The organism is Paraburkholderia sp. EG287B (assembly GCF_040965595.1).
GTDB lineage: Bacteria > Pseudomonadota > Gammaproteobacteria > Burkholderiales > Burkholderiaceae > Paraburkholderia.
This window is the reverse complement of sequence record NZ_JBFRCG010000045.1, coordinates 1-24,148: the sequence shown is the minus strand read 5'-3', so window position 1 is coordinate 24,148 and position 24,148 is coordinate 1. Positions and strand designations below refer to the sequence as shown.

The 24,148-nt window shown below is 63.0% G+C and carries 23 protein-coding genes, 2 pseudogenes and 1 other annotated feature; of the genes and pseudogenes, 14 read left to right on the top strand and 11 right to left on the bottom strand.

What is annotated here, in order from left to right; all coding sequences use genetic code 11:
- Positions 1 to 619 (top strand): IS6 family transposase (locus tag AB4Y40_RS41840; protein WP_368692861.1); only part of this gene is annotated, 619 nt, incomplete at its 5' end.
- Positions 620 to 756: 137 nt separating this feature from the next.
- On the opposite strand, the pseudogene AB4Y40_RS41835 reads toward AB4Y40_RS41840, so the two are convergent.
- A pseudogene (locus tag AB4Y40_RS41835) lies at positions 757 to 917 on the bottom strand (IS6 family transposase); the annotation flags it as partial.
- Positions 918 to 1,014: 97 nt separating this feature from the next.
- On the opposite strand from AB4Y40_RS41835, the gene AB4Y40_RS41830 reads away from it, so the two are divergent.
- Positions 1,015 to 1,770, top strand: coding sequence for a winged helix-turn-helix domain-containing protein (locus tag AB4Y40_RS41830; RefSeq protein WP_368692860.1), 756 nt, complete (start codon positions 1,015 to 1,017; stop codon positions 1,768 to 1,770).
- Between the two features lie 283 nt (positions 1,771 to 2,053).
- Here the strand turns inward: AB4Y40_RS41830 and sctC are convergent, their stop codons facing one another.
- The 10 genes from sctC to AB4Y40_RS41780 form a co-directional block, all read right to left on the bottom strand.
- Positions 2,054 to 3,853 carry a type III secretion system outer membrane ring subunit SctC gene (sctC, locus tag AB4Y40_RS41825; RefSeq protein ID WP_368692859.1) on the bottom strand — a complete coding sequence of 600 codons (1,800 nt, stop codon included), beginning with the start codon at positions 3,851 to 3,853 and terminating at the stop codon, positions 2,054 to 2,056.
- A gap of 55 nt (positions 3,854 to 3,908) precedes the next feature.
- A complete protein-coding gene (locus AB4Y40_RS41820; protein ID WP_368692858.1) occupies positions 3,909 to 5,381 on the bottom strand; it encodes a helix-turn-helix domain-containing protein in 1,473 nt (490 codons plus the stop codon).
- A 69-nt stretch (positions 5,382 to 5,450) separates the two neighbouring features.
- Positions 5,451 to 6,368, bottom strand: a complete 918-nt coding sequence (gene sctT, locus AB4Y40_RS41815; RefSeq protein WP_368692862.1) for a type III secretion system export apparatus subunit SctT — start codon at positions 6,366 to 6,368, stop codon at positions 5,451 to 5,453.
- Positions 6,369 to 6,373: 5 nt separating this feature from the next.
- Positions 6,374 to 6,862 carry a hypothetical protein gene (locus AB4Y40_RS41810; RefSeq protein WP_368692857.1) on the bottom strand — a complete coding sequence of 163 codons (489 nt, stop codon included), beginning with the start codon at positions 6,860 to 6,862 and terminating at the stop codon, positions 6,374 to 6,376.
- Positions 6,863 to 6,876: 14 nt separating this feature from the next.
- Complete coding sequence (gene sctN / locus AB4Y40_RS41805) at positions 6,877 to 8,232, bottom strand: type III secretion system ATPase SctN (protein WP_368692856.1); 1,356 nt, start codon at positions 8,230 to 8,232, stop codon at positions 6,877 to 6,879.
- On the bottom strand, positions 8,229 to 9,038 hold the full coding sequence (sctL, locus tag AB4Y40_RS41800; protein ID WP_368692855.1) for a type III secretion system stator protein SctL: 810 nt from the start codon (positions 9,036 to 9,038) through the stop codon (positions 8,229 to 8,231). The genes sctN and sctL overlap by 4 nt, the downstream gene beginning before the upstream one ends.
- Positions 9,023 to 9,766, bottom strand: a complete 744-nt coding sequence (locus AB4Y40_RS41795; protein WP_368692854.1) for a type III secretion protein HrpB4 — start codon at positions 9,764 to 9,766, stop codon at positions 9,023 to 9,025. Before AB4Y40_RS41795 ends, sctL begins: the two co-directional genes overlap by 16 nt.
- A gap of 100 nt (positions 9,767 to 9,866) precedes the next feature.
- The gene (gene sctJ / locus AB4Y40_RS41790) at positions 9,867 to 10,697 is read right to left on the bottom strand and encodes a type III secretion system inner membrane ring lipoprotein SctJ (RefSeq protein WP_368692853.1); all 831 of its coding nucleotides are present in this window, start codon (positions 10,695 to 10,697) and stop codon (positions 9,867 to 9,869) included.
- A 55-nt stretch (positions 10,698 to 10,752) separates the two neighbouring features.
- On the bottom strand, positions 10,753 to 11,145 hold the full coding sequence (locus AB4Y40_RS41785) for a type III secretion protein HrpB2 (RefSeq protein ID WP_368692852.1): 393 nt from the start codon (positions 11,143 to 11,145) through the stop codon (positions 10,753 to 10,755).
- Between the two features lie 90 nt (positions 11,146 to 11,235).
- Positions 11,236 to 11,877, bottom strand: coding sequence for an HrpB1 family type III secretion system apparatus protein (locus AB4Y40_RS41780; protein ID WP_368692851.1), 642 nt, complete (start codon positions 11,875 to 11,877; stop codon positions 11,236 to 11,238).
- 211 nt (positions 11,878 to 12,088) lie between these two features.
- On the opposite strand from AB4Y40_RS41780, the gene sctU reads away from it, so the two are divergent.
- The 12 genes and pseudogenes from sctU to AB4Y40_RS41720 all read left to right on the top strand — a co-directional run.
- The gene (sctU, locus tag AB4Y40_RS41775) at positions 12,089 to 13,195 is read left to right on the top strand and encodes a type III secretion system export apparatus subunit SctU (RefSeq protein WP_368692850.1); all 1,107 of its coding nucleotides are present in this window, start codon (positions 12,089 to 12,091) and stop codon (positions 13,193 to 13,195) included.
- Positions 13,189 to 15,291, top strand: coding sequence for a type III secretion system export apparatus subunit SctV (sctV, locus tag AB4Y40_RS41770; protein ID WP_368692849.1), 2,103 nt, complete (start codon positions 13,189 to 13,191; stop codon positions 15,289 to 15,291). The genes sctU and sctV overlap by 7 nt, the downstream gene beginning before the upstream one ends.
- A 10-nt stretch (positions 15,292 to 15,301) precedes the next feature.
- Positions 15,302 to 15,979: a type III secretion system protein SctP gene (gene sctP, locus AB4Y40_RS41765; RefSeq protein WP_368692848.1), complete on the top strand. Its 678-nt coding sequence runs from the start codon at positions 15,302 to 15,304 to the stop codon at positions 15,977 to 15,979.
- Between the two features lie 15 nt (positions 15,980 to 15,994).
- Positions 15,995 to 17,323, top strand: coding sequence for a type III secretion system cytoplasmic ring protein SctQ (sctQ, locus tag AB4Y40_RS41760; RefSeq protein ID WP_368692847.1), 1,329 nt, complete (start codon positions 15,995 to 15,997; stop codon positions 17,321 to 17,323).
- Positions 17,310 to 17,960 carry a type III secretion system export apparatus subunit SctR gene (gene sctR / locus AB4Y40_RS41755; RefSeq protein WP_368692846.1) on the top strand — a complete coding sequence of 217 codons (651 nt, stop codon included), beginning with the start codon at positions 17,310 to 17,312 and terminating at the stop codon, positions 17,958 to 17,960. The genes sctQ and sctR overlap by 14 nt, the downstream gene beginning before the upstream one ends.
- Positions 17,961 to 17,970: 10 nt before the next feature.
- Positions 17,971 to 18,234, top strand: coding sequence for a type III secretion system export apparatus subunit SctS (sctS, locus tag AB4Y40_RS41750; RefSeq protein WP_342924805.1), 264 nt, complete (start codon positions 17,971 to 17,973; stop codon positions 18,232 to 18,234).
- A gap of 24 nt (positions 18,235 to 18,258) precedes the next feature.
- Positions 18,259 to 19,461, top strand: coding sequence for a hypothetical protein (locus tag AB4Y40_RS41745; RefSeq protein ID WP_368692845.1), 1,203 nt, complete (start codon positions 18,259 to 18,261; stop codon positions 19,459 to 19,461).
- A 179-nt stretch (positions 19,462 to 19,640) separates the two neighbouring features.
- A complete protein-coding gene (locus AB4Y40_RS41740; protein ID WP_368692844.1) occupies positions 19,641 to 20,963 on the top strand; it encodes a type III secretion protein in 1,323 nt (440 codons plus the stop codon).
- A gap of 45 nt (positions 20,964 to 21,008) precedes the next feature.
- The gene (locus tag AB4Y40_RS41735; RefSeq protein WP_368692843.1) at positions 21,009 to 21,254 is read left to right on the top strand and encodes a type III secretion protein; all 246 of its coding nucleotides are present in this window, start codon (positions 21,009 to 21,011) and stop codon (positions 21,252 to 21,254) included.
- 48 nt (positions 21,255 to 21,302) lie between these two features.
- Positions 21,303 to 21,758: a CesT family type III secretion system chaperone gene (locus AB4Y40_RS41730; protein WP_368692842.1), complete on the top strand. Its 456-nt coding sequence runs from the start codon at positions 21,303 to 21,305 to the stop codon at positions 21,756 to 21,758.
- Positions 21,759 to 22,219: 461 nt separating this feature from the next.
- Entirely contained in the window at positions 22,220 to 22,561 is a 342-nt protein-coding gene (locus AB4Y40_RS41725) for a hypothetical protein (RefSeq protein WP_368692841.1), read from the top strand.
- 73 nt (positions 22,562 to 22,634) lie between these two features.
- Positions 22,635 to 23,383, top strand: a pseudogene (locus AB4Y40_RS41720) (IS3 family transposase); the annotation flags it as partial.
- Positions 22,925 to 23,041: a sequence feature (AL1L pseudoknot), on the top strand. (Overlaps the previous pseudogene by 117 nt.)
- Positions 23,384 to 24,148 lie beyond the last annotated feature (765 nt).

Below are 24,148 nucleotides of genomic sequence, written 5' to 3'. Positions count from 1 at the left end.
CGGCCACCGGTTCCCGGCAGCAATCCTTAGTCTCGCGGTTCGGTGGTATTTCAAATTCGGCGCGGGCTTCGCAGATCGCGTCAAAGCTGCCCGCCGCAAGCCTGGGCGCATATGGCATCTGGACGAAGTCTTCGTTACGTTGCGCGGTGAGCCTTATCTGCTCTGGCGGGCAGTCGACCAGCACGGCGCCGAACTCGACATCCTGCTGCAGAAACATCGCGATAAGGCCGCAGCAAAGCGCTTCTTCAACCGCGTGCTGGCCGCCTGTGCCAACGCGCCACGAAGGATTGTCACCGATCAGTTGCGCAGCTATCCGGCCGCGAAGGCCGAAATTCCCGAACTGGCAAACATCAAACACGTCTTCGTCAAAGCCAGTGCCCGGGTGAACAACCTTGCCGAAAACAGCCATCAACCTACGCGTGAGCGCGAACGCCGGATGCGTGGTTTCCGCGAGCCTGGTCGCACACAAGCATTCTTATCGGGCTTCGGACCGATTCGCCAGCACTTCGCGCTCAAGCGACATTTACTGCGTGCCTCACGCTATCGCAAACAGCTCGCCGCACGCTTTGCCGGGTGGCATCGCTTCACTGGGCTCACCCAGGATCCGTCCAATTTCTGAGCAAATCTACCTCCTGTTCGCTCTTGCGCCTCGTATAACTTAACGTGACAACGCCCTCGCCACGACTGACCGGCTTTCAAGGCCAGGCGATTCCAGTGTTTGACGAATTCCGGCGTGAAGCGCGCTGGACCCAGCGCATGGTCGTGCGCCATCGACAGACCGCGCTCGGCGATCACATTTCCGTGAGGTCCCAAAAGCTGAGCTTGTAACACAGGTACCAGCGCACATAGAGGACAATAACCTCGCGATCGAAGTGGCGCCCGTTGAACAATCCGTCAATGTCTTTCAGCTTACCCATTGGCTCGTGCTCGTCAAAATCCCGGGCGTAACAGACCAGCGCATCCAAATTGCACCACTACCGGATTCAGAATATGTTTTCCGAACAGGAGTTGTCCATGAAATTCGCGGTCCTGACGCACAGTGGTTCGCTGTTCCAGTTGGTGAATGAAAATTTCATGGACGATGCAGTCAGGTGCCAGCTGTTCCACGATGACGTTTCGCTGTCAAGGGCCATGTATCGCGAGGACTTCTGCGCGATCTTCATCGACCTTGGTTGCCTGGACAGCAACAGCGCCGTACTGGAGCGTCGCCGATGTTACGCGGACCGTCGCGCGCCATTGATCGTCGTGGGCACCTTCAATGACCGCGCGAGCATTGAAATGGCCTATGCAGCGGGCGCGGACGAAGTTGTCATCGCGCCGTATACAGGTCCTGAACTGGCCGCACGCACATACCAGACGCTGCGCCGCTTTGGCCAGGGGACGACGCCGCTTGACGACGATAGCGTGACCGTGGGCGCTTATACCCTTGAACGACGTACGGCATCGATCCTGGTGGGCGATGAATCCGTGCGGCTGACGTCGCGCGAATTCGCCATTGCGTGGATGCTGTTCTCGCACGCAGGCGAATATGTGAGCCGCAGCCAGATTGCCGCGGCCGTGTGGGGCAGTACCGAGGATATCGTCGGTCGCACGCTTGAGCAGCACATCTACAAACTGCGCAAGAAATTAGGCCTCAACGGGTTGCTTGGCGTGCAGCTGCGCACTATGTACGCGCATGGTTACCGGATCGAACTTGCCGGTGCTCAAGCCGATGCAACCCGCACAAGCGCCGTGTCGCAGGACGCCGAGGTTGCGGACATGGGTTCCTGACAGCCACGAGGAGCGGCCGATTGTCCCGCACCGCAGCTTAGGCGCCCTGCCGCTGCCCCAGCGCGAGTTTCCGCCGGCGCACCTCACAAGCCACTGAACGGCGCATACGCGCAAATAGCTGTCTTTCGCCCTGTTGCCGGAGCTGCCGCCCAGTCGGTGCAGCCTTGGCCGGCGTCACCGACTGCTTGCTGGATTCCCGGCTCGCTGGCCAACGGCATTGCCGGTACGCGCGCCAGCCACTGCGGGGATGATCCGGACGCCGACTGAGCGTTATGCGCCCCCATCAGAACTCGATCGCGCGCGGCGTCAGCAGGAAGATGCGCTCCATGTGCGAGTGGCTATTGGTGTTGTTGCGAAACAGCGCGCCGAGAACGGGAATTTCGGAGTTGCCCGGTACGTTGGTAGTGCCATTGGACTCTGCGTCTGTACTGTAGCCTACAATCAGCAGGCTCTCGCCCTGCGTGACAAACGCCTGCGTATTTATCACGCTCTCGGTGATGACCGGCAATGTGTCGACAGTCTGGTCGCCGGCAATCTGGCCGTCTTCGATATGCACGTTAAGCTTGATCCGAGTCTCGCCGTTCTCCTGCGCGACCATGGGCAGCACGCGCAGCGAGACGCCAGTCGAGATGCTGTAGAGATCCGCCGACGTATAGCCTGATACCCGCACGAAGAAGCGTGTCTTGTTGTCCATCACCGCTTCGACATTATCGAGCGTGGCGACCTTCGGAGTGGCCTCGATCTTGGCGAGCGTAGTGGATTCCGAAGCATTTGCACGCGCGAGCAGATAGCGGCCAGCGTCGCCGAGGACCGCCGTGATAGAACCGCCCACCGGTGTTGAATTGATGACGGCGGTGCCGTCCGACAGCGTGGTCGTTCCGAAGCTTGGATTCAGCGAGCCTGTGTAGCCGGTCTGAGACGTGGCGCCGGAGTCGGTCTGGAGGTCGAGATGGCGGTTGTGCGCGCGCCAGTCGATCCCGATCTGCTTGAGCAAGTCGTCGTCGATCTCGATGATGTGGGCTTCGATCTCGATCACCTTCGGGCGTACGTCGAGCGGACTGATCAGCGCGTCGTACTGATCGATGCGCTGCGGAATATCCCGCACCAGCACGGAGTTGGTGATCGGATCGGCCTGGATCACCGGCAGTGACGCATCCAGCCCGCCGGAGCCGCCGCCGTTGTTGTTGCCGCCAAAGAACGCATCTCCCGCGCCCGGATTGCCCGTCATGCCGCCGACTTCACCACCGTAGGTTGCCCCCACGTTCAGGTTCGACGGCAACGGCGGCATCAGCATTTGCGGCGCGCCTCCGCCTCCGCCACTGCCGACAGTGCTGCGAAAGCCGCCGCCGTCGGCGCTGCCGCTCAGCTCGCTCATCTGCTGCACGCGCTGGATACTTGGCGAGCCTGAAGCCGGCGCATTATCTAAGCCGCGCCGAGGATGGTAGATGCTCGACAGCACGCTCGCCACGCCGGCCACCGTAATGTTCTGGCCGTCGATCTGGACCTTGTGGTCGTCGGCCCAGGCGTGATACAGCTTGAACACCCTTACCACCGGTCCCGAAGTGCGGTCTTTCGACTGGTCAACCCGCTGAGCGATCGACTGCACAACCTGCACGTATTGCGGCGGACCGTTCACCAGCACGGTGCCGGCCGCCGCGTCATAGGTCACTGGAAAGCGCGGATCGTCAAGCCGCATCGAGCGTAACGCGCGGACCAGCTGTGCGGGCGAAGCGTGATCGAGATAGATCACCTGGCGGGTTACATCGTTGGCGTTACTGATTGAGAGGATATTGCCGCCGTAGAACCAGACCAAGCCGAACGTGGACGCGAGCGTATCGAGAAAGCGCTGCGGCGTCATGTTGAATTCGCCGCTGACCGTGCCTTGCACGTTGCTGGCGATTGAGGTGGTGATGCCCTGGCTTGCCGTGAAATCGCGCAGCACGTCGGTCAGGTTCTTACCGTGCGCCAGGATATGCACGGTCTGATTGCGCCAGCGCACGGGTGTGGCGTGCGTCCATGAGGGCACGCCCGCGCTGATGAGCGCAGCAACGAGTATCGCCCTGAAGAAGAGCGTCGATTTCATGTCGGATGGGGAATAGGAATTGGACGGATGTCGAATAGGCTCGCGACCAGGAAAGCTAGCGTTTCAGCGTTTCGGAAGGCAGTTCGTGAAATTGCTTGCGATATCCGTTGATGAGCGTCGAGCGGTTCTTCACGCCCCATCGGCCGGCCGCGTGCAATATTCCGCGCTCGCTGGCGGACGACCCGTCGAGGAGTTCCCCGCGAATACGCTCCATCCGCTGGCGGCGGATCAACTCGGTAGGCGAAAGTCCCAGTAAGGTGCGAAACGCGCTTTGCAATGCGCGTTCGGTCACGCCGATCTCCGCCGCGACTTCCCGGACCGACAGATCATGACGATCAAGGTTTTCGAGCACGAACTGATAAGCACGCCGATATTTTGCAGGCAACCGTGCGCCTATATCGTCAAGTTGCGGCGCGGCCTTCGTGTTCCGCTCAATAAGCAGCGCGCGCAGATATGAATCCGCGCGCAGGCACTGCATCGCGACCAGCGCATAACGGCTATACAGCTGCGTTGCTTCCAGCCCGCGCCCTTGCGACTGCCGCGTCTTGGAAAGGCAGTAGAGATATTCAAGTTGGCGATGTCCTGTGAAGACCTGCCGCGCCACGTGGTGCAGGGGGGCGAGCACTTCTTCCGCCAATTGCGGCGTGGCGCCGGCGAGGGCGGCGAGCGCCGCTTCAAGCCGCGCGGTGCGCTGGTAATCCGGCAGGTTTTCTTCGCCCGCCCAGCGCAGATGGTCGAGCAGCTTGCCGAACGCGGCGCGCTCGCCACTGGCCGCCGCGCGTTGCTGGCGCAGCGAGTCGATGCGAATGCGAAGCAGTGGCGAGCGGACGTACGCGGTATCGGCGAGCAGTTCGTCGATACCGCGCGAAGGCGTGCCGAATACAAGCGTGGCGTGGTCGGCAAGGCTCGACTGCCAGAACACGTGATCCTGCAGCGCGGCCGCCGAGCGGATATCTGCCTGCACGGCAAGGTCGAACGCAAGTGTATCGACGAGTTCGCCCCAGTGGCCGCGCGACTCGTCGTCGATCTCGTCCAGCCGTGAGCGCAAGTCAGCGAGTGCGGGGCCGATCTGCGCGGTAATGCCAAGCTCCTGGAGAATGCACACGAGTGCAAAGCGTGCTTCAGCCGCGCGCGAGGGCGTGATATCGGTTTCATCGGCGAGACGCGAAAAACAGGCGAGCGCGGGGCCCAGGCGGTTGCGAAACAGCGCCTGCCAACCAGCGTTGCGGGATGACGCAATACGCAGCGCCCGCTTCGACGAGCGGATCATTTTCTGCGAGCGCCGGTACTCCTCTTCCGCCTCCACTTCCACACGCGCCATGAGTTGCAGGTCGGCGTGACGTTGCACCACCCTGGCGCCCTCGTCCCCTGTGCCGGGGTCTTCCGCCCATCTTCCTGCAATAGATCTCGCGCTCGCGAGCTGGCCCTCGGTCACGGCTTTCACGAAGCGAGCAGCGAAGGGTTCGCCATTGACTGGGCGAGATGCGGAAATGGTGGCGACAAATGGGAAATACAGTGTCGAGAACAAGACTGTGCTCCTGGTGATGCGCTGGCTGCGGCGCGTGTCGTTCCGGATGACAGTCAATGTAACGGTGAATTAAATCGAGACTTTCAATAAATCTGACTTCCTATGACAATTTGAGGAGTATTGAGTTTTCGTTACCGGATTTGTCACGGCAGGCGGCTGCGCGCCCGACACGGCGTCAGGTTTTCCGGCGCCTACCTTCTGCGAAAGCGCCCGCATTCTGACCGAGAAATCCCGCAGGATGAGTTGGTCCTTGACCTCATCCACGAAGAGGCCAACGAAGAGCGCCAGCATCAGCACGGTCATCGCTCCCTTGACGGGCTGGCTCAAGGTCATCAGGTCGAACTTAGCCGCCGATTTGACTGCGAAGGCGAAGGCGAAATCGATCAGCAGCAGGATCAGCATCATTGGCGCGGCGAGTTTGGCGACCAGTTGCATTAGCGTGTCGGTTTCGCGCATGGTGAACGCTTCAATGATGTTCGGGACGTTGGGCGACGCTGCCGAAACCGGCCACCAGTTGTACGACTCGTACACCACTCCGAGGAGAAAGGTCATGCCGCCGAACGCCCAGAACGCGGTGATCGCAATGTGGCCGAGCAGCGCGGCGGTTGGAGTGCATGTTTCGGGCCGCGTGGGGTTGCTGATCTGCACGTTGTTGTAACCGTTCAGGCCATCAATATAAGTGCCTGCGCCTTCCGCGACCCAGAACACCACGGACGCAGCGAAGCCGATCACCAGGCCGATCAGCGTTTCGCGCATTCCCACTTCGACCAGCAGCGCGCCATGCAGCGTGCCAATGAAATCGCGCGGCTGGCCATACGCAACGTAAGCGCTGAACAGTAAGACAAGTGCGGTCCGGACAAGGCCTTGCAGCACGGTGTCGCCAGTCGGCGGAAAGATGTAGAAGGTGACAAACAGACGCAGCGCACACAGCCCTGTCAGGAGCAGATAGCCGTCGATCAGTTCGACGAATGGCGGCAGCGCTGCAATTGAATTCACGCGGCCACGCTACGCGCGCGCAGCATGCGGCCAACGGCATTCTCCTGCGCCTCGTCGTCAGCGGCATCGCTTGCCGTGTTGTCGATCTCGCGCTGTATGCGACTCGCGCGGTCCTTGACCAGATCGATACGCATGCGGTTGCCCGCGATCTGCTGGCGAGTCCGGGCAATCGCGGCGTCGCATTGCACCAGTTCTGCCTGCTGCCGTTCGAGAGCGGACAGGTTCATGTGATGGAGCTCGGCGACGCGCTCTAGGTAACGCCGCGCTTCATTGAGCGCTTCGACAGAAAACGCCCGGGTTTCACCCATGAGCGCATCCAGGCGTTCGTTGCGTTCGAGCAGCGCCGCGGCGCTGCTGTCGGCCTGACGCCGGCATGCGGCACACAGCGCGACTTGCTGCGCCTGTCCCTCGCGCTGCTGCTGGAGCGTGCCACGCAACACGTCGTCCAGGCGCTGGCGGCGACGCGCGGAAAGTTCGAGCGCCACGATGCGGCGATCGCTCATAGCGCTGGTCCGCCGAGTTCGGCGAGGCTGGCGCGGGTGCGCTCAAGCGGTGTGAATTCATCGGTGCCTTGCGTGAGAAAAGCTTCCAGCGCGGCGCGCTTGCCAATCGCTTCATCGGCGACAGGATCGTTGCCCGCCTGGTATTCGCCGATCTGCAGCAGCATCTCGACCTCGCGATACTTAGCCAGCATTTCGCGCACGCGGCCGGCCGCCTGCAGCGTGTGTGCGGGCACCACGCGCGGCATCACCCGCGAGAGACTGCCTAGCACGTCGATGGCGGGATAACGGTTCTTCATCGCGATCTCACGCGAGAGGATCATATGGCCGTCGAGAATGCCGCGTACTTCCTCGACCACCGGATCGGTCCCGCTCTCGTCGTCGGCAAGTACGGTGTAAAGCGCCGTGATCGAGCCTGAATGCTCTCCCGCGCCCATCCCCGCGCGTTCCAGCAGGCGCGGCAATTCAGCGAAGATAGAAGGGGGGAAACCGCGCCGTGCGGGCGGCTCGCCGGCGGTCAGGCCGATCTCGCGGCCCGCGCGAGCAAATCGGGTAAGCGAGTCCATCATCAACAGGACCCGCTGGCCCCGGTCGCGAAAATATTCGGCAACTGCAGTTGCAACATACGCAGCCTTCATGCGCTCCATGGAAGACCGGTCCGAGGTCGAGCACACGACCACGGAGCGGGTCATTCCGTCCGCTCCCAGAATCTCCTCGACGAATTCGCGGACTTCACGTCCGCGTTCGCCAATCAGCGCGATCACGTTGATATCGCACTCGGCGCCACGCGCGAACATGCCAAGCAAGGTGCTCTTGCCCACGCCCGCCGATGCGAAGATGCCTACGCGCTGGCCCTCCGCCAGCGTCATCAGGCCATCCACCAGGCGCACGCCGGTGGCAAGAGGTTGCGTAATCGGGCGGCGGCCCATGGCAGGCGGCGGCGTACCGAACACGGGGCGCGTGGCGCTGGTTTCGATCGGCGGACCGCCATCGAGCGGCACGCCCAGGCTGTCGATCACACGGCCGAGCAGCGCGTCGCCTACGCCGACTTCCAGCGGCCGGCCGAGGCCGAACACCTGGGTCGAGCGCGAAATACCGGAAAGCCGCGAGAATGGAGAGAGCAGCGCGAGGTCGCGCGTGAAGCCGACAACTTCCGCGTGCTGCACCGGCCCATCAGCCAGGTTGCGCAGCTCGCATAACTCACCGAGCGATACGTCAAGCCCCGCTACCTTGATCAGCGTGCCGACCACCTCGACCACCTTGCCTGTTCGCACGATGCCCGACGCCTCGAGCAGCTCACGCTCGATTTCGTCGGTGAAAAAGCTGAAGTCCGCTTCGAGCCGGGGCTGGTTCATGTGCTGTGCACCTCGCTGGTCTGGTCGCTCGGCGCACCCCCCTCTTCCGGCGAGCCGGAGCTGTCTCGCTCCGCGTCCAGGGCGGCGCGCTTGAGCGCCCGCGACACGGCACTGCGCATTGCACGCAGCTGCGTTTCGAGACTGGCGTCGACCGTGCCGAAATCCGATTCTGCGATGCAACTGCCCGGCGCAAGCCGCCGGTCCGCCACGATGGACAGCGGAAACGCCTGCCCTATTTCCCGCCAACGCATGGCCAGCCGGTCGAAAGCGATGCGGGCGTCATCTTGGTCGTTAGGATGCACGGCGATGTTCAGATAAGTCGCGCCGCCTGCAATGCGGTCGACTTCCGAAAGAGCGCGTTCAAACAACAGGCCGCGCTGTTCGACCCTCACCACCTTTTCGACAGCAACCGACACCACGGCTGCCAGGCGCTCGCGCATGCGTCCGAGCAACCGCGCATGTGCGTCGCCTTCTTGCGCGGTGCGCTCGAACCAGTCTGCGAGCGCGCGCTCCTCGCCTTCGCGATAACCTTCCGCCGCTGCCGTCTCGCGCTCGCGGCGCGCCTGTTCGATCAACCCGGCCGCCTCCGCACGGCCCGCATCGACAAGCCTTGCTGCTTCCTCTCGCGCCGCAGCCAGCACTGCCTCGCGTTCGCTGTGCAGCACCCGGAAGCCTTCGTCGAGCGCGACCAGCGCGCCGAATTCCGCTGCGCCCATGATTTCCGCGGGAGCACCCACGCGCGCGCTGCCCGGATCATCAGCGGCGCCGTTCTGCAATTGACGAGTGTTTCTCAACCAAATAGCCATGCCCACTCCGGTAGCAGTTCCGGCAGCCGCGCGAATAGCCGCGCGGTACCAGGTGAATCGATCTCGCGCGGCATGCCCGCAATCCATGCGGGCGGATGCAGCATGCGGGGCAACGCCAGGCCCAGCAGCGGACAGGGGGACGCCTGCATTTCGAGGTCGCGCTGCATCAGCATCAGGCCTTCGAGCGAAAGTGCATCTGCGTCCAGTTCGCCCAGCGGCATGATCGGCGCCCGCATGCCAAGACGTGCAAGATCCGGCGCCTCGGCAAGATGCGCGTCGTGGCATAGCGAATCGACTGAGCACCCAGCCCACGCGGAGAGCTGTTCACGCGAGCGCCGGTCGATCAGACGGCGCACTTCCGTGCGCCGGAACGAGAGCGCGCGCATGCGCAGCACCTGCTGTCCGGTGACGGCAGGAACCACGTCGATCAGCGAGGGATTGGGGCTCGCGCCTTGCGGCCGGGGACGCAAGGCCGGCTGCGAGAGCGTTGGGATAGACGGCGCGACCACGCCCGCGCCTGCGCACAAAGCAAGCGATACACGCTCCACGGCAGCAGGCGACGACTGTGCAAGCGCGCGGTTCCAGTCGGCGAGCTGCGCCGCGTCAAGCGCGAGCAGGAACAGTGTCCAGGATGGATGCATCCAACGCGCGGCTTCGCCAGCGTTGGCGCGATAACTGCGCAGCGCTGCCGCCGCTCGTATGAAAGGTTGGTCGAGCCGCGCGCTCATGGTCGCGTCACTCCTGGTTTGCAGTCGGTTTGCGAACGCGGCGCACGCGCGCTGGCGAGGCATCGTGCCGTTTGCCATTGCAGACGACATCCGGCCGCGCTCATCCCGCCGGCCGCGCAGGCACGCGTCCCAGAATCCGGCGGACGCGCCCGACCAGACTGCCGCCCGCGCCCTTCACTGCGTCCATCCCGGGCTCGCTGCCCGACTGCACGCTGCGCCGCGCCACCACCAGCAACGCGAGCGCAGCCACGAGACAGCCGCCCACGATAGCCGCAATCACCCATGCCGACGTGCCGGAAGCGCTTTTTATGCGGGCCACGTCGACCGGGTCGGCTGCCACCGCGGTTACGCTGACTTCGTCGTAATTCAGGCCTTCCACGCTATGCATGACCAGTGTCTTGATCTGCGGTACCAGCGCGCCGACATCCGCGTCCGGCCGGTATTTGATGAACACCGCGGCCGACGACGGCTTGATGATTTGCGCGAGCGGATCGTTGTTCGGAAGCACGATCTGTACGCGTGCGACCAGCACACCGTCCATTTTCGATAACGTCGACGAGAGCTCCTGCGACATGCCATAGATGAACCGCACGCGCTCCTCGGTGGGCGTGGACACCAGGCCGTCCTTCTTGAACAACTCGCCGAGGTTGTCGTAACGGCTGTGCGGCAAGCCAGCCGCGCGCAACACCTGCATGGCCTGCATCAGCTGGCTGTCATCCACTTTCAGCGACCAGGTCTTGCCGCTGTCTGACGTCTCCTTGCCCGCATCCACGCCATGCTCCAGCAGCGCTACGAGCATCTCGTTGGCATCCTGCTCGGCCAACTTGTCGTACAACGCCGTCTTGCAGCCGCCGAGAAGCATGCAGAGCGCAAGCGCGCACAACAGCCATCTGCTTACGGGGCGCAGCGTGCTTTGTTCCACCATGTGCATTCCCTGCGTTTTTCTGAGTGACGATCCAACCAGCCGTTGCAAGCCTGGTGCGGAATTACTGGTTCTTCATCAGTGTCTCGATTGCCGACCTGGTCGACTGGACCACGCCCATCTTCGCCTGCAGATCAAGCTGCTCGGCCGACATATCCAGCATCAGCGTAGTGGCGCTCGCCGATAGTTGCTGCATCGACATAGTTGGTACCGCCTGGACGAACGCCTGGGCGTCAACAGGAATGCGCTGCAGTTCGGCGTCCTGGGTGGCCAGGACCTTCGCGGCGGTCTGCATGCCGCTGGGCGTGTTCGCGGCCGGCGCTTCAAGATGCGCACCCTGCATCATCGACTCGAAGCGGCTGGCCAGCTCCGCCGGCGTCGTTCCCTCCTTGCTCCCGCCCTGCGCGAGCGAATCGAGTGCGGCCCGCATTTGCAGGGCTTCAATACTGATACTCATGGGTGTCTCCTGACAGATTGCCATGGCGTTGGCGCCGCGTTCACGTGAAAATCTTCAAACCTGCACCAGACGATGCTCGGCGTCTCGCTTTCACGCGCCGATAAAGCCCTGGTATGGCACGCTTTCGGCCGCCGCGCCTGTCTGCGGGCCGCTGCCTGCGCTATTCGGCGTGCCTCGTGCGTCCGCTGGTGCTCGCGCCATCTCGATCATCGCCGCAACCGAATCGGGCATGACAAACTTGCCGTTCAATTGACCGGCCCGGTGCGCGGCCATCAGGTCGTCCCGGGCAATCAGCGCGCGCACCAGCTTGTCGGCGTCTCCGCCCGCCGCGTCACTCTCGATCACTTCGCCCGCGCACTGGCGCCAATGCGAGTCACCCTTTGCGGCAAGGCTGAAAGCAAGCAACGACTTCGCATACAGGAAGCCCGGCGCTCGCGCCACGACCTGGTGAAGGATATGGATCGCGTCGTCCCAATTGCCATTTACGATGTGCAGGATGCCGTCCAGCGCATCGACTTCGGCGACATCAGGGCGCAACACATGCAGCGCATCGAGCACGAGGCCGACGTCTTCACGATCCACCGAAGGTCTCGGAAACTTTTCGAACAGCGCCACACAGATCGTTTCGATCAATCCGCCGACAATCTCGGCACTGCAGTTCAGGTACTCCGGTTTGCTGGCGTTCACGACCGCTGACTCCCTGATGAATTTATACGGGTACGAAAGTACCATAGCAACCGGATACACCGCCTTGCAGCACCGACGCGAAGCAAACGCAGCGCACCCGAAGTGCCCGGCGTGCTTCGCCTCGCACGCGCTCGTTTCGCCCGCATACCGGTCGGCGCAGGCGGGGCGCGGTAACGTCGGCACGCTTTCGGCCCATCCCGGCTACGCGCCGGCCATATCTGTCCTGGCATCCTCCCGCCGTTCACCGAGCCGTTTCATGAGCCAGACCGACGAAAAGACTCAAAAGCCCACTCGCAAGAAGCTCGCGGACGCGCGCAAGGACGGTCAGGCCGTCCATAGCGCGGATCTCGTGTCGGCTGTCAGCATGGCAGCGGTGGTCCTGCTGCTCGCAGCGGGCGCAAGCCATCTCAACGACGCGTTTCGCGGCTTGATCGCGCTCGCGATCGTCTTCGTCGATGCCGATCATTCGGACACCAAGCTTTACGCACAGTTGTTCAAGCTCGGCGGAGCGGCGCTGCTCGTGATCATTCCCTGCGTGTGCGCGGCAGCGCTCGCGGCGATCCTCGCCTGCGGCGCGCAGGTCGGCTTCAAGATCGCGATGAAACCCGTGACGCCAAACCTGACCGCCGTCCATCCAATGACCGGCCTCAAGCGTATCTTCTCCGTGAAGACTGTGATCGACATGGCGAAGATGATCATCAAGGCTGCGCTCATGGGGGCAGTCATGTATGTCACCATCAAGTGGCTGTTCCCGCTGATCGTGGGATCGCTATATCGGCCATTGCCTGGCCTCGTGCTGATGATGTGGGACATCATGGTGCGCCTGCTGGTCATCGCGACGGCGATCCTGCTTCTCACAGGCTGCGCAGACGTCAAGCTGCAGTCGATGATGTTCATCAAGCGGCTGATGATGAGCAAGGACGAAGTCAAGCAAGAAAACAAGCAGCTCGAGGGCGATCCGCGCATCAAGCGCGAACGCGGGCGGATTGTGCGATCTCTCCTGGAGACGGCGGTGCAGGCGCCCGTGTCGCTGGCTAATGTGATGCTCGTGAATCCGACACACTATGCAGTCGCACTGCGCTATGCACCCGACGAATATCCGTTGCCGCGCGTGATCGCAAAAGGCGTGGACGAACAGGCTGCAAGGCTGCGCGGCGCGGCGCGTGATGCGGGCGTGCCGATCGTCGGCAATCCTCCTGTCGCGCGCACGCTCTACAAGGTCGGCGTCGACCAGCCTATTCCCGAGGAACTGTTTGAAACCGTGGCGGCGATACTTCGCTGGGTCAATGCCATCGGCGCGCGGCGCGGCGACACCGGAACCGCCTCTTCCCGTTCCGGCGACTCAACGGACCTGCCATGCTGAAAGCGCTCAAACTGCCCGCCGGGGGAGAACTCGGTATCGCGGCCATGATCGTCGCGATCCTCTCGCTGATGATCCTGCCGTTGCCACCCGCACTGATCGACATCCTGCTCGCAATCAATATCGCGATCAGCGTGACACTGCTCATGATCACGCTTTACGTGCCGAACGTGCTCTCGCTCTCCGCGTTTCCGGCACTGTTGCTGTTCACCACGCTCTACCGGCTGTCGCTGAACATTGCCTCCACCAAATCGATCCTTCTGCACGCTGAGGCTGGCCATATCATCGACAGTTTCGGCGAGCTGGTGGTAGGCGGCAACCTGGTGGTCGGGCTGGTGGTGTTTGGCATCATCACGACCGTGCAGTTCATTGTGATATCGAAGGGGTCCGAACGCGTGGCGGAAGTCGGTGCGCGTTTTTCGCTCGACGCCATGCCGGGCAAGCAAATGAGTATTGACGCCGACTTGCGCGCCAACCTGCTGACCGGCGAACAGGCACGCATGAAGCGCGCGACGCTTGCAATCGAAAGCCAGCTGCACGGCCGCATGGACGGCGCGATGAAGTTCGTCAAGGGCGACGCGATCGCAGGCCTCATCATCACGACCATCAACATTGTCGCGGGGATCACCGTGGGTGTCGCGTACCACGGCATGAGCGCGGGCGAAGCGGCGAACCGCTTCTCGGTGCTATCGGTGGGCGACGCCATGGTCTCGCAGATTCCTTCACTGCTGCTTTCGGTAGCGGCAGGCGTGATGATCACGAGGGTCTCGGACGAACGGCGCTCGAAGCCGATTTCGCTGGGCGACGAAATCGGCCGCCAGTTGAGTTCCAGTGCGCGCGCGCTGTACTTCGCGTCGGCGCTGCTGCTTGCGTTCGCCGCCGTCCCGGGTTTTCCCGCCGCGCTTTTCCTGCTGCTCTCGGGCACGCTGGCGTTTTCTGCGTTCGGCCTGAACCGCAAGACGCCGCAGCGTCCGGCCAAGGAGGATGAAGGCCTCAATGCCATGCAACGCTCGGGCTCCAGGACGCAGACGCCTGCAATCCTCACGCGCGCGCCGCAATTCACTTGCGCGCTAGGCGTGCGCATTGCGCCGGACCTGCTCGCGCGGCTGACCATTCCGTCACTTGACAAGTCGTTCGATCTCGAACGCTGTGCGCTGCAGGAAGAACTCGGCCTGCCCTTTCCCGGCATCACCATGTGGACGCATGCCGCACTGCCCCCGTCCACCTGCGAGATCCTTATGCACGACGTCCAGCAACTGCGCATTGAACTGCCGCCCGGCAAGGTGATGCTGCCCGAGGCTGCGCACATGCTGCATTTGTCGATGCCCGCAAGCGTGCCCGCGGACGCTGGTGCGCTCGCCGCGCTGATGGCAAAGGCGCAAACGCGCGACCCGATCGAACCCAGCGGCACTCCCACGCACTGGATCGAAGACCGCCAGGTGCCCCCGAAGACCACGGTATGGCGCGCGGAGCAGGTGATCGCACATGCGTCGGTGGCGCTGCTGCACCGGCATGCTCCGCTCTTCCTCGGCATCCAGGAAGTGCAGTGGATTCTCGATCAGCTCGGCGCCGATTATCCTGGCCTTGTCGCCGAAGTGCAGAAGGGCTTGCCGCTGCAGCGCATCGCCGACGTGCTGCGCCGCTTGCTGGAGGAACACGTATCGATCCGCAACGTGCGCACCATCATGGAAAGCCTGATGGTTTGGGGCCCGAGGGAAAAAGACGCGCTGATGCTCACTGAGTACGTGCGCAGCGACCTATCGCGCTTCCTTGCGCATCGTGCGACCGCGGGCGGCAAGACCCTTTCAGTGGTGTTGTTCGACCTGCAGGTTGAACAACACATCCGGCAGTCGATCAAGCAGACGCCCACCGGAAATTTCCTTGCGCTGCCGCCCGAGGACATGGCTACCCTCACTGAACGCATCAAGGCATTTGTGGGCGAGACGCCGCAAAGCGGCGTGGCGCTCGTCACGTCGATGGATATCCGCCGTTACGTGCGGCGCATGATCGAGCCACGCATCGGCTGGCTCGCGGTGTACTCGTACCAGGAATTGGGCGAGCAGGTCGAGTTCAAGCCGCTCGGCCGCGTTGGCCTCTGAAGTTGCTGCGATGACCTCGATCCATTCGCGCCGCCTGCGCGTCGTTCCCGTCGATGACCACGCAGATGATGGCGGCACATGGAACCAGACCGAGCGCTTTTCGAACTTCGATTACGCGAGCCTGTTGCGCGGCGGTCCCGGTTTGCATCGGCCGGTCGGACAGGAGCCGCATGCCGTACAACCTGCAGGCGCGCATCGCGGCGGAGCAGACGACGGCGGCTCGCCGGCTTCGCGCGACGGCCCGTGCCTGCTGAGCGCTGGCCTGATGAACACGCGCCTTGACAGCATGGCACTGGCCCCCGCTTCTTCCGATGCCGCCGGCAACGACGGCATCGGACCGCGTGTAGAGCATGCCTCCGAGGCGCTGGTTGCCTCTGTGTTCGCGAGCCAGCAACGGGGACTCGACATAGTCGGGACACTCGCACATGAGATCGCGGGATTCGCCAATGACCGCGCCATCGCGGCAGCGGGCAACTGGGACGTGCGCATGCCGCTCGATGAGACGCTGTTTCCGCACACCACGCTCTACCTCACGCTTTCGCGTTTCGTCATGCAGCTTCGGTTCGATGCGCCGGATCCCGCGACCAGGCAATTACTCTTGGGCCACAGTGCAATGCTTGAACGGGAACTCGATGCAACACTCAGTGGGTGGGGCAACATCCGCGACATTCAGATCACCGTTTGGTAAGCGAGGGTAAAGCCAATGGCCGCTTCGGTTCCGGAACCCGACGATGATTCGCCTCCAAGGCCGCTCGTGCACGCCGCGCTTGTGCATCGGCGCGCCGCCGGCCCGGCAATGCCCGTTGCCGCGCTCAGGCTCACGCCTGTCAGTCGTGAACTGCTGCCCTTCTTACAGTCGCTGTGCGATCTTCGGCTTGCGGATTGCGCCGCGAGAGGCGGCGCGCAGCTAATCGCCATTGATGTACTCGCGGCAGGCGAACAGGCGAGCGCCGGGTCGCGAGCACGCGATCCGGCGGTACTGCGCCTCGCGTTCAGCATGGCGGATAATCCCGCCGCGCGGGCAGAAGCGCTGCTCGAGGTCGACCTTGAACAATATCCCTCGCTGCGTATAGCGCTGGGCGGCAGCATGAGCGCTCCGGCCGGCGCCGCACCGGACGCAGCCGCCTCGCGCACGCGTGACGCGCTCACGCTGGCGGTGGCGGGCTTGCTTGTCGAGCCGCTGCTGACGCGCATGATGATTCTTGGTTTTGTCGATGCACGTCTTGCCGGTATCTCGCGCGGGAGCCTTGCAAGCCGCGCTTCCGGACCAGTCGTGCAACTCGCTTATGCGCTGGCGGACCCCGCGCGAGGCGCCACCGGCCGCGCGCCAGAACGCTATGAACATCTGCTGTCGCTGCCGCGCGCCGCGCTCATGGTCTTTGACGCCTGTGTCGCGCGCATCTCGCCAGTTCCGTTTTTTGATGACCTGCTACTACCGGGCAGCATTGTGCTTGGCGTCAAGGCACTGCCAGTCGCCACCCTTCAGGAACTGTCTCCGGGCGACGTCCTGCTGCGCGCCCTCGTTCCTGGACTCGACGCTCAGATCCTCGCCTCGCACGAAACCGCGCCGGATGGCGCTGACCGAGGCCACGGCGCGCCAGCGCCCCGCGCCGTTGCCGTATGGGGCACGCCGGGGCTCAAGCGCCTGTGCGCCGCCGTGCAATTCGACGGGCCAACGCCCATCCTCGCCAAGGAGCCGTACATGTCAGACAAGCTGGACTCGGCTTTTGTCGATGCAGCCGCCGCCGTCAATCAAGCCGATGACCTCATCCGGGTTGGCGAGCTGGAACTGCCCGTGCAATTCGAAATCGATACGGTCGCCATGCCGCTTGCACAGCTTTCCACCCTTGGGCCCGGCTACGTAGTCGAGCTTCCCGTGCCGTTTGCCGACGCGCGTCTGCGTCTCGTCGTGCATGGGCGCACGATCGGGTACGGCGAACTGGTGACGGTCGGCGAGCACCTTGGCGTGCGAATCATCCGCATGGCGTACTACGCCGCGGGGCGTCCGAGGTCTGCCGATGGTTCAGTTTAGCGACATCACCGGGCTGCTGCTGGCAATCGTTGTCATCAGCGTGATCCCGTTCGTGGCGATGGTCGTGACGTCGTACGCCAAGGTCGTGGTGGTGCTCGGGCTGCTGCGAAACGCGCTGGGCGTGCAGCAGGTACCACCCAACATGGTGCTCAACGGTATTGCGATCCTGGTGTCGATCTATGCCATGGCGCCCATTGGCATCGCCGCCAGCAAGCAGTTGCAGGGCCAGTCAATCGAGCCGCAATCCTCGCAGGCGATGATCCAGATCTTCGACGCAACCAAGGAGCCGTTCCGCACGTTTCTCAAGGCGCACGCGCAGGAACGCGAGAAGCGCTTTTTCGTGCGTTCGGCCAACATGGTGTGGCCCAAGCAGGAAGCGCAGGCGCTCAAAGAGGACGACCTGATCGTGCTCGCGCCCGCCTTCACTCTGACTGAACTCACCGAGGCGTTCAAGATCGGCTTCATGCTGTATATCGCGTTTATCGTGGTCGACCTGATCATCGCCAATGTGCTGGTTGCAATGGGGCTGAACCAAATCACGCCGACCAACGTCGCGATTCCCTTCAAGCTGCTGTTGTTCGTGGTGATGGACGGCTGGTCGACGCTCATCCACGGGCTCGTAATGAGCTATCGATAGGAAACCCGCCATGCAAATGGACACGCTGATCCAGTACACCATACAGGGCGTGCTGCTCTGCCTGACCGTGTCGTTGCCGACAATGGTGGTGGCCGCACTGGTCGGGCTGGGCGTGTCGTTCCTGCAGGCGATCACATCAATACAGGACCAGTCGATTTCGCATGCGGTAAAACTCATCGCGGTCACGGTCACGATTGTCATCGCCGCGCCGCTGTCGGGCGCCGCGGTCCTGCATTTCGCCGACCAGATGATGAGCGCGGTGCTACCGCAATAGCGCGCCGATGACAGGAGGACAACGATGACATCGATCGGATCGCAGGATGCCGCAGCGGCTGTCGAAGCGCAACGTCATTCGGAGGCGCAATGCCTCGATCACTCGCAGGCTACGCACAACGGCATGCGCTTTGCCACACTGCATCACGGCACCAGTTATGCCTATGGCGGCAATTCGGAGCATGCGAGGCAAATCCGCTCGATCAACACCCGGAATCTGCTGCGGCTCGGGTGGCTGCGCTCGGTTATGCGGCGCAGCCGCCATGGCGAGTATGCAGGCGGCGCAGAGGAAAGCGGCGGCTCCGAAGTCAGCGTGTTTCATCCGCGTGATGCGGCTGTGGCACTGCGTCAGGACGGCCGTGGCGGCCATGCTCAGCACGAAGGCAGAGGCGCCTCGGACCAAGGGGGCTCGCAGGAGCACCGCAAGAAGCTGCATGTCAAGGCCACGGGCGGGTCGATGCGCAAGAGCCTGCGACCGCACGACGGCGGCCAGCAAGGCAGCAGTGGTGACGGAACTGGCGGCGGTGGCGGCGGCAGTCAGCAACAGCGCGAGCGCCAGCCGGACGACAGGCGCGATGCGCGTCAGTCAGGAGCGGCAAGCGAAACGATAAAGCAGACCGGCACCGCCTCGCCACTCGCTGCCATCGCCGCCTGCTTTGATGCCGCCAGCGACGATTCCCGGCATTCAAGCGCCATGCGAGGCATCTGGGGCCACGGCCTGCTTGATATCGTCGACTGGCTCGCGGCCGATCCGTCCGCGGCCTTTCATCTCGGCATGATCCAGCACGTCCGGCGCTGGCTTGCGTTCAGGCGCCGCAATGGCGCACAGCCGGTCGCGGGACTCGGACCCTTCGTCGAACTGACGAAACAACGTGCCGCCACGCCCATGGGCGCAGTTACGGCAGGCAACGCCGTGCACGCCGGCAGTACGCCTGCCGTAGCCACGGCCGCTCCCTGGTCGCGTCAGGTACAGGATGGAGACGCGCCCCGCGCCTGGGGCGAACGGGTTCGCGACGCTCGTTTGCTGGCCCCGCTCATATGGCTCAATGGTGACCGGCCGTCGGCGAACGATTCGCTCGACAAATCGATTGCCCGTATCGGCATGCAGGAAGCGCTCATCGGCTTGCAAGCAACGCGCACGACACACGAGGAACTACGGGCGGATGCGCCGCGATCGGCATCGGCGGCGAGCGGCGCTGGCCCAGGTGTACGAGGCACGCGCCGCTGACAAGCGCAAAGCTTCGCCTGCGCTGTGCACGCTTCGTATAACCTTGAGTGAGCGCGATCGTGAATCGCTACATTTGACACTGGCCACTCTCGACAGGCTCCTTCGCGCACTCGGCCAGCGGGCCCGCGCAAGCCATCCCGCGGCCCCCGCCGCCACTGAACCGCAATGCAGGACACGCGATGAAAGTTCTCCGAATACTGACGGGTATCCATGCAGGCGGGTCGTTGCCGCTCACGCCAGGGCGGCACCGCGTTGGCCCGGACGACGACGCGGACATACACCTCGCCGATTGGCAAGGTCCCGACGCGCATGTCGATGTCGATGAAACGGGCGTCGTTAGCATTTCGCGCGATCTGCCCGGCGATGCCGAAGCCGACGCGGTCCTGCTGATTGACTTCGTGCCGGTCCAGTTCGACGATACTGTGCTATGTCTCGGCCCCGAAGACACGGCCTGGCCTTCTGACCTGGACCTGCTTTCCATATTGCTTGCCAGCCCGGTGAAATCGCCCCTGGCCTCACTGAGGCATCAGCGGCGGCGGCGCCGTCAGCTAACGGCGGTTGCGGCCTGTGTGCTGCTTGGCGGCGTGATCACCGCAGGCGCGCTCGTGATCACCATGCAGATCAGCGACGCAGCGTTTCCCCCAAGCGCCAACGACCGCACGTTGAGGATATCGCAGGCACTGGCCGAGTCGCACCTTGCCGGATTGCATGCAGTCCCGCTTGGCAATAGCGTGGCGGTGACCGGCATGGTCGCAAGCACTAGCGACGCCGCCGCCGTGCGTGCTCTGCTTGCACGCGTTGCGCCGGACGGCATCGTGCGCAATTACGACGTCGCCCAGGAAGACGTGCGCAGCATCCAGGATTCGCTCGGCGTGGCCGGTGCGCGAGTTTCCTACGCCGGCAATGGCCGCTTCGTGATCTCGGGCCACGTGGCGGACAAGACCCAGCTCGATGCCGCCGTGGCGCGCGTGCGCTCGGATCTCGATTCGAATGTCAAGGCGCTGCTGGTCCAGGCGGACCAGGTTTCGCGGCCGGGTCCGGAATTGGCGGTAGCAAGCTACTCGGAAATGGTTTCATCGGAGGACGTGCGATATGCGGAAACGCCCGATGGCATCAAGCACATCTTCGCGGTGGACTTGCCTGGAACGCTTGCATCCAGCGATCCCGCGAGCGGTTCTCCCCTCGTGTCCGGCGCCGGCGACGCCAATGCCGAAGCCGAAGTCAATGCCGATCCTGCCGGCGCTTACGCGAATCCGAGCGGCGCGCCGGCGCGAGCACCCGCGCCTACCGACAATGCTGTGCTGGGCGGCGCGCCGCTCGAACCGGCGGCGGCCAGGCACATAGCCGGCATGGCGGCCGGGAAGGGCGCGCAAGTGGCCCGGGCCGCACACGCCGACGCCAGCAGCAGTGCGCAGATCGTGACATGGGAGGCCGCTCAGGGCGTCATGTTAACGCCGCCGCCCGCCGCCAGTCTTTCTGCGCGCCATGCGCCGCAGGGATGAGCGCGCGGCGGCCCCAAGGTTCATCGATTTATTGCGGAGACTTACATGTACGAACAGATCGAAGCGCATGCTGCCCAGTTCGACAGCCTGCGTGCGTCGCTCGCCACCCCCGGCCTTGCGGACATCGACGGGCTGCGCGGCGCGCTGGAGGCGACTGCCCGCGAGATTGGCGAGGCGCAGGGACGCACGGAACTGGACCGCGACAATCTCGCGCGACTGTACCGGGGATTCATGGCCGCGGCACGCGTGATTGGTCATCTCCAGGAACAACAAATTGGCGCTGCGCGCTGACCCGTCCGCATGCGGGCAGCCTGTCGCTTCATTTGATGGAATCATGGCGTGAGCAGCGAACGCTACACGCAGATTGTCACCGAACTGTGCCGTGTCGTGGGCTTGCCCGACGTCGAGTTCGTGCTGAAAACGCGTTCGATAGAAGTCGAGGGCTTCGATGTGCGGCTCGATTACTTCGACAGCGATCTAGATGCTATGTACGCGAATTTCCACTATGGCACGGTGACCACGGGCCGCACGCTGATCGTATTCCGGCTGATGCTCGAAGCAAACCTGCTGGTCTATGCCCAGGACCAGGCGCAACTTGGCCTCGATACCGATACGGGTGGCATGGTGCTGGTGGTGCGCCTGCCGTTCCAAGAGAACTTGTCGGGTTCGATGCTAGCCGACCTGCTATCGCACTACGCCGAGCATGGCCGCTACTGGCGGCAAAACATCCTAGAGTCCACCGATGAAATGTTCGAAGGCATAGCGTCGGGCGAATACTACTGGCTGCGCGCATGATACCGGATATTGAAATGAGTCCGGGCAGCCCTGCTCCGCACGGGTTGCAGCGCCCACGTCTTCGCTCAGGGCGATGGCTGGGTACGGTGTATGCGGCGGCCGAAGCGACCGGGTCGTTTCGCGTCCCGCCGTCGGCGCGTTGCTGCCGCAAACAGCTCGCCGCACGCTTTGCCGGGTGGCATCGCTTCCTGGGTCACTGGGCTCACCCAGGATCCGTCCAATTTCTGAGCAAATCTACCTCCTGTGCGCTCTTGCGTCTGGTATACCTTAACGTGACAACGCCCGGTCGAGGCACGTGGCAGTCGTTCGCGTTCGAGGTATGACATTTCGTTTCTGGTCGCAGCTTTTTACTATTGCCATGCTAGCATTTTCGTTCAAGCCTCTCAATTCGACCCGCCATAAGTAGAGAAACTGTGGATGCACATTCATCCGCTTCATCCGATCAGGGACCGAAAACGCACATGACACTTTCTTTGGAAGACGCATTTTCCAGTGCACAGCAAACAAGACTGAATCGCCGCCTGCTGGTGGCGCTGATTGACCAAGCCGATACCCGTTGGTGGGGTGGTCATGTCGATAACTGGCAGCCCGACGAAGCACTGTTTTCCTCAGGGACGGCACTGAAGGGTTACCGGAAACTCGTGACCCGTTTCAAGAAAGGCAAAACCGCAAAGGCACACGTGCTTATGATGCACATCGACGGCACGTTCGGGGCCGTCATGTTTGGCGTGGAGTCAGCCGAGGAAGCACAGCAGCTTCTTGAGGATACGCTGGCAGAAATACGAGCCAGAACCTCAGATTGAGGCATTCAACGCCGCGCGTGAAGTGAACCGCCCCGGGATTTCCGGAGGCTCCACTTCTTGAGAAAATGGAGCTATGGAAAACACCAAGAAGAAGTCCCCAAGGTACTCGCCGGAAGTTCGTGAGCGGGCTGTGCGAATGGTACTGGAACATCAGGGCGACCACGAATCGCAATGGAAAGTGATCGCCTCGATCGCAGCGAAGCTGGGCTGCTCGGGCGAGACGCTGCGTAGCTGGGTGCGCAAGGAAGAGCGGGATCGGGGTTTGCGCCCGGGCACAAGCACGCAGGAGCAGGATCGGATCAAGGAACTGGAGCGGGAAGTGCGTGAGCTTCGGCAGGTCAATGAAATCCTGCGCAAGGCGTCAGCGTATTTCGCACAGGCGGAGCTCGACCGCCGACCGAAGTGATGATCACGTTCATCGATAATCATCGGCACGTCTACGGGGTCGAGCCGATCTGCAGGGTGCTGCCGATCGCACCGTCGACGTACTACAAGCACGTGGGCCGCCGCGCCGATCCTGGCCTGACGCCGCCGCGGGCCCGGCGCGACAGGATGCTCAAGGATGAGATCCGGCGCGTATGGGAAGAAAACTTCCAGGTCTATGGTGTGGACAAGGTCTGGACGCAATTGAAGCGGGAAGGCATTGTCGTGGCGCGCTGCACGGTCGAGCGGCTGATGAAGCAGATGGGCCTGCGCGGTGTGGTGCGGGGCAAGACGGTACGCACGACAGTGAGCGATGGTTCGCCGTGCCCGAAGGATCTCGTGAAGCGGCAATTCACGGCTAAACGGCCCAATGCGCTGTGGGTGTCAGATTTTACCTATGGTACGCCCAGCCAGCGTAGCCCGCCTGTATGGGGGTGAAGCTGCTTGAGCATGTTTGGAATGCAGGACTCCGGAGTAGTTGATGTTGCGGTACCGGGGCATGCCCTTTCTCTGCTGCGAGAGGAAGTGAGCCGAAGCGGCGGTGACTTGCTGACACTGGCAAGGTGACGTAGTCCGTGGGAAACGGGGCTTGCGGCGAAGCGGTTACGCCAAGATGAGCCTCCAGGCTGAGCATGGGACGGTTGAGGAACACGAACCTGTTAAACCGCATCTGAGGGTTGAAATGTCACCCCTGCCCACACCGCTTTATGGGCAGGACGCGGACTGACGTCGGTCACACGTATGGACCGGCGGCACGAGCGCCGACTGGATATGTATGCTGGTCGGCATGGAACCACGGGGAGCGCGCAGCTAGACCGTGGTGTTCGCGACGACTTGCGGCAAGCAAGGATAAAGACTGCGACAGGCAGCCTCGCCCATGCGTTGAGTCCAGCATGTGAACTGGGGAAGGTCTGCACGGATGCCAAGGGAGTGTGCCCCCGATGACGTGCAGGCTGGCGGAGCCTCCGTAGTAGTCCGAGGTCGGGAAAGCCGGCTACATGGCGAAGGGAGGCAGTTTAAGTGGTTTGCCTGGTTAATTACTCATAAGTCAGGAATTTTGCGGACAGATGGTCTATGCTTGGGCGATAGCTATTGAGAGCATCGCCCATGAAACGAGATGGCCGGAGCCTGGCTCACAACACGCTCGAAGAGATGCGTATCCTT

Bases quoted from the DNA above. Each gene is read 5' to 3' on its own strand.
- AB4Y40_RS41830 (WP_368692860.1), top strand. From the start codon at position 1,015: ATGAAATTCGCGGTCCTGACGCACAGTGGTTCGCTGTTCCAGTTGGTG.
- sctC (WP_368692859.1), bottom strand. From the start codon at position 3,853: ATGAAATCGACGCTCTTCTTCAGGGCGATACTCGTTGCTGCGCTCATC.
- sctN (WP_368692856.1), bottom strand. From the start codon at position 8,232: ATGAACCAGCCCCGGCTCGAAGCGGACTTCAGCTTTTTCACCGACGAA.
- sctL (WP_368692855.1), bottom strand. From the start codon at position 9,038: ATGGCTATTTGGTTGAGAAACACTCGTCAATTGCAGAACGGCGCCGCT.
- AB4Y40_RS41795 (WP_368692854.1), bottom strand. From the start codon at position 9,766: ATGAGCGCGCGGCTCGACCAACCTTTCATACGAGCGGCGGCAGCGCTG.
- sctJ (WP_368692853.1), bottom strand. From the start codon at position 10,697: ATGCACATGGTGGAACAAAGCACGCTGCGCCCCGTAAGCAGATGGCTG.
- AB4Y40_RS41785 (WP_368692852.1), bottom strand. From the start codon at position 11,145: ATGAGTATCAGTATTGAAGCCCTGCAAATGCGGGCCGCACTCGATTCG.
- AB4Y40_RS41780 (WP_368692851.1), bottom strand. From the start codon at position 11,877: ATGGTACTTTCGTACCCGTATAAATTCATCAGGGAGTCAGCGGTCGTG.
- sctU (WP_368692850.1), top strand. From the start codon at position 12,089: ATGAGCCAGACCGACGAAAAGACTCAAAAGCCCACTCGCAAGAAGCTC.
- sctV (WP_368692849.1), top strand. From the start codon at position 13,189: ATGCTGAAAGCGCTCAAACTGCCCGCCGGGGGAGAACTCGGTATCGCG.
- sctP (WP_368692848.1), top strand. From the start codon at position 15,302: ATGACCTCGATCCATTCGCGCCGCCTGCGCGTCGTTCCCGTCGATGAC.
- sctQ (WP_368692847.1), top strand. From the start codon at position 15,995: ATGGCCGCTTCGGTTCCGGAACCCGACGATGATTCGCCTCCAAGGCCG.
- sctR (WP_368692846.1), top strand. From the start codon at position 17,310: ATGGTTCAGTTTAGCGACATCACCGGGCTGCTGCTGGCAATCGTTGTC.
- sctS (WP_342924805.1), top strand. From the start codon at position 17,971: ATGCAAATGGACACGCTGATCCAGTACACCATACAGGGCGTGCTGCTC.
- AB4Y40_RS41745 (WP_368692845.1), top strand. From the start codon at position 18,259: ATGACATCGATCGGATCGCAGGATGCCGCAGCGGCTGTCGAAGCGCAA.
- AB4Y40_RS41740 (WP_368692844.1), top strand. From the start codon at position 19,641: ATGAAAGTTCTCCGAATACTGACGGGTATCCATGCAGGCGGGTCGTTG.
- AB4Y40_RS41735 (WP_368692843.1), top strand. From the start codon at position 21,009: ATGTACGAACAGATCGAAGCGCATGCTGCCCAGTTCGACAGCCTGCGT.
- AB4Y40_RS41725 (WP_368692841.1), top strand. From the start codon at position 22,220: ATGACACTTTCTTTGGAAGACGCATTTTCCAGTGCACAGCAAACAAGA.